We start from the raw sequence: 12878 nt of genomic DNA on the forward strand, positions 1-12878 counted from the left end.
CTGCGAGAAGGACTGTACATGAGCAGGGAGGTCCTGGTCGAACTCACCCTGTGTGCGGGAGCCGTCACGGTGCCAGCGTGTCGATCGTCTTCACGATCCGCTTGTCGGAGATCGGGTACGCCGTGCCGAGCGCGTGGGCGAAATAGCTGACCCGCAGCTCCTCGATCATCCAGCGGACGTCCAGAACCTGCTGAGGCACCGGCCGGCCCTGCGGAAGCTGTTCCAGGAGCCAGGCGTACTCGTCCTGCATCTCGTGGACCTTCTCCATACGGGTCGTGTCCCGCTGGACGTTCGTCGGCATCTGCTGGAGACGGCGGTCCGCCGCGACCAGATACCGCATCAGGTCGGGCAGCCGGCGCAACCCCGTCGCCGTCACGAACCCCGGCTTCACCAGAGCGTCCAGCTGCGCCCGTACGTCCGCCAGGTTCGCCAGCAGCGCCGGGCTCCGTACGGCCTTCAGGCGCCGCTCACAGGCCTGCCAGGCGGCGAGCACCTGCTGCACCTGCCCGACCGTACGGACCGTGGTGTCGACGATCTCGGCGCGCACCTTGTCGTACAGCTTCCGGTACGACTCCTCGTCCCACGCCGGCCCCCCGAAGTCCCCGATCAGCTTGTCCGCCGCAGCGGTCGCGCAGTCGTCGAACAGCGCCTGGATCGAACCGTGCGGATTCGACGACAGGGCGAGCTTCTGGGGGTTCGTCAGCTTCTCGGACGCGAACTTCGCCGGGCTCACCGGGATGTTGCGCACGATCAGCCGCCGCGTGCCCTTCCACATCGCCTCGGCCTGCTCCGCCTCCGTGTCGAAGAGCCGGACCGAGACGGTGTCGCCGTCGTCCACCAGCGCCGGGTACGCCTTCACCGGCTGGCCCGCGCGACGGGTCTCGAAGACCCGCGTGAGGGAGCCGATCGTCCAGTCCGTCAGGCCCTTGCGCTCCAGGGACTCACCGCCCTCGCGGGACGCGGTCGCGGCCGCCGCCTGGGACAGGGCCTGGCGCGCCTTCGGCCTGAGCTTCAGCCGCAACGCCTCCAGATCCTTGTCCTCGGCCAGATTCCGGCGCCGCTCGTCGACGATCCGGAAGGTGATCCGCAGATGCTCCGGGACCCGCGTCCAGTCGAAGTCCTCCGCGTCGAACGGAACGCCGACCATGCGCTTCAGTTCGCGGGCCATCGTGACCGTCAAAGGCTCCTGGAGGGGGACGGCCGTATCCAGGAAGCGCTGGGCGAAGTTCGGCGCCGGTACGTAGTTGCGGCGGATCGGCTTGGGCAGGGAACGGATCAGCTCCGTCACCAACTCCTGCCTCAGACCCGGGATCTGCCAGTCGAAGCCGTCGTCCGTCACCTGGTTCAGGACCTGGAGCGGGATGTGGACCGTCACACCGTCCGCGTCCGCGCCCGGCTCGAACTGGTACGTCACCCGGAACTTCAGAGGTCCCTGCCGCCACGAGTCGGGGTAGTCGGCCTTCGTGACCGCCTCCGCCGACTCCCGGATGAGCATCGCGCGCTCGAAGTCGAGGTAGTCCTCCTGCTCGTGCCGCTTCCGCTTCCACCACGAGTCGAAGTGCGCCCCGGACACCACGTGTTCGGGCACCCGCTGGTCGTAGAAGTCGAACAGCGTGTCGTCGTCGACCACGATGTCCCGGCGCCGCGCCCGGTGCTCCAACTCCTCGACCTCGCTGAGGAGTTTGCGGTTGTCGGCGAAGAACTTGTGGTGGGTGCGCCAGTCACCCTCGACGAGGGCGTTGCGGATGAAGAGCTCACGGCTCGACTCCGGGTCGATACGGCCGTAGTTCACCTTCCGCTGGGCGACGATCGGCACGCCGTACAGCGTGACCTTCTCGTACGCCATCACCGCGGCCTGGTCCTTCTCCCAGTGCGGTTCGGAGTACGTCCGCTTCAACAGGTGCTCGGCGAGCGGCTCGACCCACTCCGGCTCGACCTTCGCGTTGACGCGCGCCCAGAGACGTGAGGTCTCCACCAGCTCCGCCGACATGACGAACCGCGGCTGCTTCTTGAAGAGCGCCGAGCCCGGGAAGATCGCGAACTTGGCGCTCCGGGCGCCGAGATACTCGTTCTTGTTGCCGTCCTTCACGTCCTTCATGCCGATGTGCGAGAGCAGACCGGCGAGGAGCGAGACGTGGACGCTCTGGTCGGGCGCGTCGTCCTCGTTGAGATGGATGCCCATCTGCTTGGCGACCGTGCGCAGTTGGGAGTAGATGTCCTGCCACTCACGGATGCGCAGGAAGTTCAGGTACTCCTGCTTGCACATCCGGCGGAAGGACGACGAGCCGCGCTCCTTCTGCTGCTCGCGGACATAGCGCCACAGGTTGAGGTAGGCGAGGAAGTCGCTGGTCTCGTCCTTGAAGCGGGCGTGCTGCTGGTCGGCCTGGGTCTGCTTGTCGGCCGGGCGCTCACGCGGGTCCTGGATGGAGAGCGCGGCCGCTATGACCATGACCTCGCGCACACAGCCGTTCTTGTCGGCCTCCAGGACCATACGGGCCAGGCGGGGGTCGACGGGCAGCTGGGCGAGCTTGCGGCCGGTGTCGGTGAGCCGCTTGCGCGCGTCCTTCTGCGCCGGATCAAGGGCGTTGAGCTCCTGCAGCAGCTGCACGCCGTCGCGGATGTTGCGGTGGTCCGGCGGGTCGATGAACGGGAACTTCTCGATGTCGCCGAGGCCGGCCGCGGTCATCTGGAGGATGACGGAGGCGAGGTTCGTCCGCAGGATCTCGGCGTCCGTGAACTCCGGCCTGCCGGTGAAGTCCTCTTCGCTGTACAGGCGGATGCAGATGCCGTCCGACGTACGGCCGCAGCGGCCCTTGCGCTGGTTGGCGCTGGCCTGCGAGACCGGCTCGATGGGCAGCCGCTGGACCTTGGTGCGGTGGCTGTAGCGGCTGATCCGGGCGAAGCCGGGGTCGATGACGTACTTGATGCCCGGGACGGTGAGGGAGGTCTCGGCGACGTTCGTCGCCAGAACGATCCTGCGCCCGGTGTGCTGCTGGAACACACGGTGCTGCTCGGCGTGCGAGAGGCGGGCGTACAGAGGCAGGACCTCGGTGAAGCGGTAGTTCTTCTTCACCAGGGCGTCCGCGGTGTCGCGGATCTCCCGCTCGCCGGAGAGGAAGACGAGGATGTCGCCCTTGCCCTCGCCCTGGAGTTCCTCGACGGCGTCGCAGATCGCGGTGATCTGGTCGCGGTCGGAGTCGTCGCCCCCAGAATCAGACTCAGCCTCTTCGAGGAGCGGGCGGTACCGCACCTCCACGGGATACGTACGCCCGCTGACCTCGACGATCGGGGCGTCGCCGAAGTGCCGGGAGAACCGCTCGGGGTCGATGGTCGCCGACGTGATGACGACCTTGAGGTCGGGGCGCTTCGGCAGCAGCTGGGCCAGATACCCGAGCAGGAAGTCGATGTTGAGGGACCGCTCGTGGGCCTCGTCGATGATGATCGTGTCGTAGGCGCGCAGCTCGCGGTCGGTCTGGATCTCGGCGAGCAGGATGCCGTCCGTCATCAGCTTCACGAAGGTCGCGTCCTGGTTCACCTGGTCGGTGAACCGCACCTTCCAGCCGACGGCCTCACCGAGCGGGGTGTCCAACTCCTCGGCGACCCGCTCGGCGACCGTGCGGGCGGCGATACGACGGGGCTGGGTGTGCCCGATCATGCCCTTCACGCCCCGGCCGAGCTCCAAGCAGATCTTCGGGATCTGGGTGGTCTTGCCGGAGCCCGTCTCACCGGCGACGATCACGACCTGGTGATCACGGATGGCGGCCGCGATGTCGTCCTTCTTCTGGCTGACCGGGAGCTGCTCGGGATAGGACACGGCGGGCACGCGCGCATGGCGCGCACGCACGCGCTCCTCGCCCTTGCCGACCTCCGCCTCGATCTCGGACAGCACGGCGGCCCGCGCCTCCGGCTTGCGGATTTTGCGCGCGCCTTCGAGCCTGCGCCCGAGCCGGTGCGCGTCGCGCAGGGACAGCTCGGTCAGGCGGGCGGCGAGATCCCCGAGGGCGGGGGAGCCGGGGGCGGGGGCAGGGTGCGTAGACATACGCGATCCAGGATCTCATCCCCGGGAAATTACTGGCGAACGGTTTTGTCCCGCGCCCGGTCTGTCACGACACATACAACAAGACCCCGATCCGGAGATCGGGGTCTGTGCTGTGGCTGGGGCCGGGGTCGAACCGGCGACCTACCGCTTTTCAGGCGGTCGCTCGTACCAACTGAGCTACCCAGCCGCGAGGCTTCCGGAGAAACCTCAGCGGTCCTGACGGGATTTGAACCCGCGGCCTCCACCTTGACAGGGTGGCGAGCACTCCAAACTGCTCCACAGGACCAAGCGTTGTGCACGAACAGTGTCGCACACGGTGATGCGTGCCCCCAACGGGATTCGAACCCGTGCTACCGCCTTGAAAGGGCGGCGTCCTAGGCCGCTAGACGATGAGGGCTATCGGCCCGCCTGGGCGCTTCTCAGCGCGTCGGGGACGTGAGAAGCATATGGGATGCCGGGAGGTATCGCCAAAACCGTTTAGGGGGTGCCCGTGGGTGAGCCGGTGGGCGAGGGTGTCGCTCCCGGCTGGTTGTCCTCCGGGAGATGGCGGCTGACCTCCGCCGTCGTGAGCCCGAGGCCGCCGAGTTTGATCTCGTCCCAGGCCTGCAGACGGCGGGTGTCGCGGTCCATGTAGAGGATCGATGCCTCGATGGGGTCGGGGTACTTGCCCTCGACGGCCCGTAGCCCGCTGCCGCCCGTGGAGCCCTCCACCCGCAGCCGCGTGCCCTTCTTCATGACCTCCATCTCCTGGTGGTGGAGATGGCCCGACAGGATCATCGGGACCTCGCCGTCGACCTCGCGGGCCGCCGAGGGCTCGTGGGCGATCGCGAGGTCGACCGGGGTGCCCGCGGCCCGCTGCTCGCGCAGAGCCGCGGCCAGGCGGTCGCCCGCCGCCTCCTGGGACTCGTCGGCACCGGGATTCGTGGAGCGGTCGGGAGTGAACTGGGGGTCGCCCATGCCCGCGAACCGCAGTCCGGCGATCGTCTCCGCCTTGCCGTTGTCCAGGACGTGGACCCGCTTCAGGCCCTCCATGTAGCGCTGGGTGGTGAGGGAGTCGTGGTTGCCGCGGACCCAGACGTAGGGCGCGCCGAGGTCGGGGATCGGGTCCAGGAAGCCGTTCTCCGCCGCCGTGCCGTGGTCCATGGTGTCGCCGGAGTCGACGATCACGTTGACCTTGTACTGCTCCACCAGCGAGGCGATGATCTTCCAGCTCGCGGGGTTCAGATGGATGTCGGAGACGTGCAGGACCCGGATGGTGGTGGGGTCCGGCTGGTAGGCGGGGAGAGTGGACGTGACGTCGTAGAGCTTCGTCACGTTCGTCACCAGGCGGGCCAACTCCTTCTGGTAGACGTCGAATTCGGTGACGATGCTGCGCGCGTTGCCCACCAGGGAAGGGGCGGAGGAGAGCAGTCCCGAGAACTTCGGCTCCAGGACGGATTCCGGGTTCCAGGTGGCGTACGCCGTGCCGCCGCAGGCCGCCAGGAGGGTCAGGGCGAGGCCGCCGGCCGCGAGGGCCCGGCGCGGTCGGCGGTAGACGGCGAGGCCGAGGGCCGTGGCGCCCGACACCACGGCGACGACGGAGCGGACGGCCAGGTCGAGGGTGCCGTGCTCGACGTCCGTCGCGACCTCGTCCTGGAGGCCGGAGAGGCGCTCGGGGTGGTCGACGAGGGCCTGGGAGCGTTCCGGGTCGAGCTGGTCGACGTTGACGTCGAGGCGGACGGGCGCATGGTGGCTGTCCAGCTGGAGCGCGCCGAGCGGGGACACGTTGATCTTCGTGCCGCCGGAGAGGGACGGGCGCAGGGTCATCGTCGTGTTCATGGGGCCGACCGGGACCCGGACGTTGCCGACGATCAGCAGACCGAGCCATGCGCCCAGAAGGACGACGGTGACCAGGCCGAGGGCGCGGGTCCAGGGGTGCGGCTGGTGGACGAGCTCGACGGACGGGTGGGATCGACGCCTGCCGTACTGGCGGGCGAGGGCTCGCGGGGGCTTGCGTAGGACGTTCAGGATGCTCCGGGCGTTCAGGACTGCGGCGGGGACGCGGGCCATTGGTCCCGTATGCCCAAGTCCGCTCGTGGATATGCGGGCGTGCTCATGACTCTCGTACGGATGAGTCGTACCGGAGAATGGGCGTGTGCTGGAGATGACGCGCGAGGAGTTCGAGGAACTGGTCGCCGAGGCCCTGGACCGGATTCCGCCGGAGTTGACGCGGCTGATGGACAACGTCGCGGTGTTCGTCGAGGACGAACCGCCGACGGACGATCCCGAGCTGCTCGGGCTGTACGAGGGCACTCCGCTGACCGACCGGGGCGAGTGGTACGCCGGCGTGCTGCCGGACCGCATCACGATCTACCGGGGGCCGACGCTGCGGATGTGCGATTCCCGGGAGGACGTCGTCGCGGAGACCGAGGTGACGGTCGTGCACGAGATCGCCCATCACTTCGGGATCGACGACGCGCGGCTGCACGCGCTCGGGTACGGCTGAGTCCGTTTCGAACGGGGCGCGTGTCCTCTTGTGGGCGGCGGGAGTTGGGCAGGTTGACTTTTTGACGACCGCCCTCGGAGGTGGCTGCTCGTGCGCCCCTTGTACGTACCCGTCCGTCTGGCCACCACGGTCATGGCCGTCGCCGCCGCCGCGGGCTGCATGAGCGTGGGCGGGGACGGCGGAGACGACAGCGCGAAGCCGTCGCACTCCGCCGGTGAGCGGGGCGATGAGGCGCCGGACGGGGGATCCGCGGGCTCGGGCGGTTCCGTGGGGCTCGGCGGGGCGGGCCCGGACGGCAAGCGCGGCAAGCACAAGGGGAAGGGCGGGGAGGAGCCGGCGTCCCCGTCGGCGTCGGCCTCGGCGCGTGCGTCGGCCTCCGCGGGGGCGAAGCCGGGGACGTCGGCCCAGCCGGTGCCGTCGGCGACGAGGAGCGACCCGGCACCCACACATACGCCCGATCCGGAGCCGCCGCCGTCCAGCGAGCCGCCCGCGTCGCCCACGCCGTCGCCGCCGCCCGCCGAACCGTCGTCGTCGGCGCAGCCGGAGACGGGCCCGCAACTGAGCGGGCGGGAGCCGGCGCCCACCGCCGGGTCGCCGGTGTGACGGACCCCTTAAAAGGCCCCGAGTGACCTCGGATACATACGAGGGGATCGGTTTGCCTTCGGGGGCGATGGGTGCGTATGGTTATAGATCGTTTGATCATTTGCCCGGCGCCAAAGCAGAAGAGCGCCGTGTGGCGCGTTCTCTCCCTTGCCGTGGCTGACCGCATAGAGGCGGTCGTATTGCGAATCACGGAGTTGACGGGCGCGTGCCGACGAGACTCCGGAAGGTTTCGCATACGCATGTCCATTTCCAGTACTGATCACGTCGTCGTGCCCGAGAACGAGGGCACGGAGGAGACTGTCGAGGTCACCTTCGCGGACCTCGGTCTCCCCGAGGGCGTTGTGCGCAAGCTCGCCCAGAACGGCGTGACCACCCCCTTCCCGATCCAGGCCGCGACCATCCCGGACGCCCTGGCCGGCAAGGACATCCTCGGCCGTGGCCGCACCGGCTCCGGCAAGACCCTCTCCTTCGGTCTGCCGACCCTGGCCCGCCTCTCCGGCGGCCGCACCGAGAAGCACCGGCCGCGCGCCGTCATCCTCACCCCGACGCGTGAGCTCGCGATGCAGGTCGCGGACGCGCTGCAGCCCTACGGCGACGTCCTGGGCCTGAAGATGAAGGTCGTCTGCGGCGGTACGTCCATGAGCAACCAGATCTACGCCCTGGAGCGCGGTGTCGACGTGCTCGTCGCCACTCCGGGCCGGCTGCGTGACCTCATCAACCGCGGCGCCTGCTCCCTGCAGGACATCGAGGTCGCCGTCATCGACGAGGCCGACCAGATGTCCGACCTGGGCTTCCTGCCCGAGGTCACCGAGCTGCTCGACCAGGTCCCGGCCGGCGGCCAGCGGATGCTGTTCTCGGCCACGATGGAGAACGAGATCTCCACGCTGGTCAAGCGCTACCTGAGCAACCCGGTCACGCACGAGGTCGACAGCGCCCAGGGCAACGTCACGACCATGTCGCACCACATCCTGATCGTGAAGCCCAAGGACAAGGCGCCGGTCACCGCGGCCATCGCCTCCCGCAAGGGCCGCACCATCATCTTCGTCCGCACCCAGCTGGGCGCCGACCGCATCGCCGAGCAGCTGTGCGACTCCGGTGTGAAGGCCGACGCGCTGCACGGCGGTATGACGCAGGGCGCGCGCACCCGGGTGCTGGAGGACTTCAAGAAGGGCTACGTCAACGCGCTCGTCGCGACCGACGTCGCCGCCCGTGGCATCCACGTCGACGGCATCGACCTCGTCCTGAACGTCGACCCCGCCGGTGACCACAAGGACTACCTGCACCGTGCAGGGCGTACCGCTCGCGCGGGCCGCACCGGCACGGTCGTGTCCCTGTCGCTGCCGCACCAGCGCCGGCAGATCTTCCGGCTGATGGAGGACGCGGGCGTCGACGCCGGGCGTCACATCATCAACTCCGGTACGGCCTTCGAGCCCGAGGTCGCCGAGATCACCGGCGCCCGTTCGATGACCGAGGTCCAGTCCGAGTCCGCGGCCAACGCGGCTCAGCAGGCCGAGCGCGAGGTCGCCCAGCTCACCAAGGAGCTGGAGCGGGCGCAGCGGCGCGCGACCGAACTGCGCGAGGAGGCCGACCGCCTGGTCGCCCGGGCCGCCCGCGAGCGCGGTGAGGACCCGGAGACGGCGGTCGCCGAGGCGCAGGCCGTGGTGGCCGAGGCCGTGGAGGCGGCTGCTGAGGCCGTGGTCGCCGAGCAGTCCGCCGAGCGTCCCGCGTACGAGCAGCCGCGTCAGCGCCGTGACGAGCGGGGCAACTACGAGCGTCGTGACGACCGTCGGGACGACCGTGGTGGCCGTTCCTTCGAGCGTCGTGACGACCGTGGCGGCTTCAACCGCGACCGCCGGGACGGCGAGCGGGGCGGGTTCCGCCGTGACGACCGTCGGGACGACCGTGGTGGCCGTTCCTTCGAGCGTCGTGACGACCGTCCCTCGGGTGGCGGCTTCAACCGCGACCGCCGTGACGACCGCCCCACCGGCGGTGGTTTCAACCGTGACCGTCGTGACGAGCGTCCCTCGGGCGGCTTCCGCCGTGACGACCGTCCCTCGGGCGGTTTCAACCGTGACCGTCAGGGCGACCGCCCCACCGGCGGCGGCTTCAACCGTGACCGTCGTGACGAGCGTCCCTCGGGCGGCTTCCGCCGTGACGACCGTCCCTCGGGTGGCGGCTTCAACCGTGACCGTCGTGACGAGCGTCCGTCCACCCACCGGGGCAGCGACCGTCCCTTCAACCGTGACCGTCAGGGCGATCGCCCCACCGGCGGAGGTTTCCGCTCCGGCGGCCACGACCGCCCGCACAGCCGTCGTGACGACCGCCCGGCCGGCTCCTCCTTCGGCCGCCGCGACGACAAGCCGCGCTGGAAGCGCAACGGCTGACGCCTCTGAGAAGTGAACGCCGTGGCCCCCCGTCGTACCTGACGGGGGGCCACGGCGTTTGTCGTGTCACCCCGTGTGGACCCCGACAGAAAGGGCTCTCCGTCAAGGTGAAGAGAAGGTAAGATCAGCCCACTTATGAGACGGGTGTGATGGCCGGGGGGCCAGGGACACCGCGCACCGGTGGGCCATCCGTCTCCTTCTTAGGGGAGTGTCTTCCTTGGCTCGTCATGCCGCCGTACGTCTACGCCTCGTCGCCGCTTCCGCCGTACTGGCGGCAGGACTGAGCCCGCTGCTGCCGTCGTCCGCCGTCGCGGACACCGCGCAGGAGACGGTGGTACCGGCGACGTTCCGGGACGCGTACACCGTCGCGACCGTCTCCTACTCCGACACCACCTACGGGGGCGAAGGCGCGGGCGGCCAGGGCGTCTTCCACCGTATGGAGGGCCGCTCGGGACTGCTGTGGACGCGGTACGCGGACGGTACGTCCGTCGCAGTGCCGGCGGCCGGCAGCGGCCTGGCGATCGACAACGGCACCGGCACCGACGTCCTGGCGCGCCGCTACCAGGACGGCCGCGTCGAGCTGTTCGACGCCGCCGACGGCACGACCCGCACGATCCAGGTGCCCACGGGATACGCCGGTGTGTACGCCGGTGTGTACGGCAGCACGGTCGTCGCCTACGAGAACGTCACCGGCGAGGACGGGATCACCACCAAGGTCAGGCATCTGCTGAGCCCGGGACCCGATGGCGGTACCCGGGACCTGACGATCACCGGCCTGCCCTCGGGCATGCAGATCGGGGCGCCGATGCGGGGCGACGCCTCCGGCATCGTCTTCCGTGCGTCCCTCGACGGCAGCATCCGGTCGGTGCTCGTCGACCCCGAGACCGGCCGGGTCCAGAGCTGGACCCCGGCGCTGTCCGGCGGCAACTCCACTGTTCTGTCGCCCGATTACCTGGTCCAGTACGCGGGCAACTCCGCCTCGAAGGCGTACGTCTACTCCCGCGCCGACCTCTCGGCACCGCCCGTCGAGGTGGCTCTGGACGGCGCCGACTTCGTGGACCCCGCCGACGAGCTCTCCGTGGTGGGCGACTGGCTCGTCCACAGCCCGGCCGGCGGCAACAAGGTGACCGCCGTACCGATCGCGGGCGGCGCCCCGGTCACCCTGCTCGCCTCCTCCAATGGCGAAGTCTCCGCCTCGGCGGACGGTGACGCCGTTGCCGTGGGCCGCACCGGCGCCGACGACTGGGGCATTCAGCGCATCCATCCCGACGCGGACGGCAAGCCCGTGGTGAGCATGGTCAAGGCGCTGCCGAAGCCGCCGTACAAGATCCAGGGTCTGGCACTGGAGCAGGGGCGGCTGCTGGTCGCCGACGACAGCTGGAGCAGCACCCGGGGCGTCTACCTGCGGACCGTCGCCGCCACGGGGGCGCCCACCTACGGGGCGCGTTCCGACTACGACGGCACCGAGTCGCTGCTCCACTCCTGCCCGGCCGCGGAGGGCGGCTGTGCCGTGTTCGGCACGGCCGACAATCGTGTGGTCTGGCTGATGCGGGACAACGGCACCAATGACCGGATCACGGCCAATGGGCCCGAGGCGTACGACTTCTCGGAGCACTACGTCCCGGCCGGCGGGCGGATCACCGACGTCTCCGGCCAGTACGTGATCCACACGACCGCGACCCAGCAGATCGTCCTCAAGCTCGGCGACAGCGCCGGTCCCAAGGTCACCCGCGCCCCGGGCGCCGCCGCCCTCGACGGCGAGATCCTCTGGACGGCCGGGGCGAACGCCGGCGAGGTCACGGCGTACAACCTGACGACGAAGAAGACCGTCGAGACGGTGACGACGGACGCCGGCTGTGTGCCCACCGAGCTCCAGGCGCTCGGCCGCTACCTGTACTGGACGTGCGGGGACAAGGCCGGTGTCTACGACCGTACGGCGAAGAAGTCCGTGGCCGTACCGACGGGTGAGGCCAAGCTCGGCGACGGGTTCGTCGTCACGCACGACAAGCGGGCCGGGAAGCTGACGCTGACGACGTTCGCCGAAGGCACGGCCGCGAGCCGGGTCATCGGTGATCTGCCCGACACCGGGACCTCGCAGCGGGACGTGCGCTGGACCGTCGACGAGTCCGGCGCGAACGCGGCCTACGTCGACGAGCAGGAGCAGGTGCACCTCGTGCCGTCCGGCGTGCCGCAGCAGCCGCTGCGGCTGCTCGCCCCGGTCACCAAGGCGTCGTCCGTCGAGGCACACACGTACGACACGATCCCCGACACCCTGACCACCCTGCTGCTGTCGAAGCCGACCTCCGGCTGGGACGTCACCGTGCGCAACCGCGCGACCGGCAAGGTCTACGGCGACCCTGTGGACGGCACGGCCGCGCGGGGTGAGCTGAACGTCGGCTGGAGCGGTCTCGACCCCAAGGGGACCGGGGACGCGTACCTGCCGAACGGTTCCTACGACTGGACCGTCACCGTCACCCCGGCGGACGGCGTCGGCGCCCCGCTGACGGTGACCGGCACGGTCAAGCTGGTGAAAGGCACGGCGGTCCGTCGCGACCACGTGGGCGACGACGGCTTCGGTGAGCTCCTCACCCTCAACTCCTCCGGCGCGCTGACCTTCCAGCAGAGCAACGGCAAGGGCACGTTCTCCGGGAAGGTGAGCGGCGGCGGCTGGGCGACCTCGGTCAAGGCGGTGCCGTTCGGGGACCTCAGCGGGGACCGGTGCAACGACGTCCTGGTGCGGCTGAGCAGCGGCGCCCTGCGCGCCTACAAGCCGGGGTGCGGTGCCGCGCTGAAGTCGTCGACGCCGTACACCTCGCTGGGCACATCCGGCTGGAACCAGTACGACGTGCTGACCGCGCCCGGTGACGTGACCAAGGACGGCCGCCCGGACCTGATCGCGCGGAACACCTCCACCGGGGCCGTGTACCTCTACAAGGGGACGAGCACGGGCAAGCTCTCCGCGCGCGTGAAGCTGTACGACAACTGGAAGACGTACAAGAAGGTCGTGGGCGCCGGGGACCTCAACGGCGACGGCATCGGCGATCTGCTCGCCCAGGACAGGTCGAACAACTTGTACCGGTACTACGGCAAGGGCAACGGCACGTTCTCGGCGCGGGTGAAGCTGTTCACGAACTGGGGCGGCTCCTACAACGTGATCGTCGGCGTCGGTGACATCACCGGGGACGGCAAGGCCGACCTGGTCTCCCGGGACAGTGGCGGGAACGTCTGGCGCAACAACGGGGACGGCAAGGGGTCGTTCGGGGCGCGGGTGAAGATCGCGAGCGGCTGGCAGGGCTACAAGGGCCTTTTCTAGAGAGGCACTTCTCGGCCAAGTTGTGACGTGTGTCACGCCCCCGGGATGGGAATC

Annotated in this window: 6 protein-coding genes and 3 tRNA genes; 4 read left to right on the plus strand and 5 right to left on the minus strand. The window is 69.6% G+C overall.

Annotation, left to right across the window (positions count from 1 at the left end):
* Positions 1-64: 64 nt before the first annotated feature.
* The 5 genes from hrpA to RNB18_RS47920 form a co-directional block, all read right to left on the minus strand.
* Entirely contained in the window at positions 65-4039 is a 3975-nt protein-coding gene (gene hrpA, locus RNB18_RS47900) for an ATP-dependent RNA helicase HrpA (RefSeq protein WP_311720467.1), read from the minus strand.
* A 113-nt stretch (positions 4040-4152) separates the two neighbouring features.
* Positions 4153-4226: transfer RNA gene (locus RNB18_RS47905), tRNA-Phe, on the minus strand.
* Between the two features lie 24 nt (positions 4227-4250).
* Positions 4251-4325 (minus strand) — tRNA-Asp (locus tag RNB18_RS47910).
* A 38-nt stretch (positions 4326-4363) separates the two neighbouring features.
* Positions 4364-4436, minus strand: a tRNA-Glu gene (locus RNB18_RS47915).
* A gap of 80 nt (positions 4437-4516) precedes the next feature.
* On the minus strand, positions 4517-6088 hold the full coding sequence (locus RNB18_RS47920) for a metallophosphoesterase family protein (RefSeq protein ID WP_311720468.1): 1572 nt from the start codon (positions 6086-6088) through the stop codon (positions 4517-4519).
* 85 nt (positions 6089-6173) lie between these two features.
* Here RNB18_RS47920 and RNB18_RS47925 point away from each other — a divergent pair, with 85 nt between their 5' ends.
* From RNB18_RS47925 to RNB18_RS47940, 4 genes are all read left to right on the plus strand, one after another.
* Entirely contained in the window at positions 6174-6524 is a 351-nt protein-coding gene (locus tag RNB18_RS47925; RefSeq protein ID WP_280858677.1) for a metallopeptidase family protein, read from the plus strand.
* 90 nt (positions 6525-6614) lie between these two features.
* Positions 6615-7127 (plus strand): hypothetical protein, encoded by a 513-nt coding sequence (locus RNB18_RS47930; RefSeq protein WP_311720469.1) that lies wholly within the window; start codon positions 6615-6617, stop codon positions 7125-7127.
* 239 nt (positions 7128-7366) lie between these two features.
* Positions 7367-9511, plus strand: a complete 2145-nt coding sequence (locus tag RNB18_RS47935; RefSeq protein ID WP_311720470.1) for a DEAD/DEAH box helicase — start codon at positions 7367-7369, stop codon at positions 9509-9511.
* A 208-nt stretch (positions 9512-9719) separates the two neighbouring features.
* Positions 9720-12824, plus strand: a complete 3105-nt coding sequence (locus RNB18_RS47940; protein WP_311720471.1) for an FG-GAP repeat domain-containing protein — start codon at positions 9720-9722, stop codon at positions 12822-12824.
* The last annotated feature ends 54 nt before the right edge of the window (positions 12825-12878 follow it).

Source organism: Streptomyces doebereineriae (assembly GCF_031845645.1).
GTDB classification, from domain to species: domain Bacteria; phylum Actinomycetota; class Actinomycetes; order Streptomycetales; family Streptomycetaceae; genus Streptomyces; species Streptomyces canus.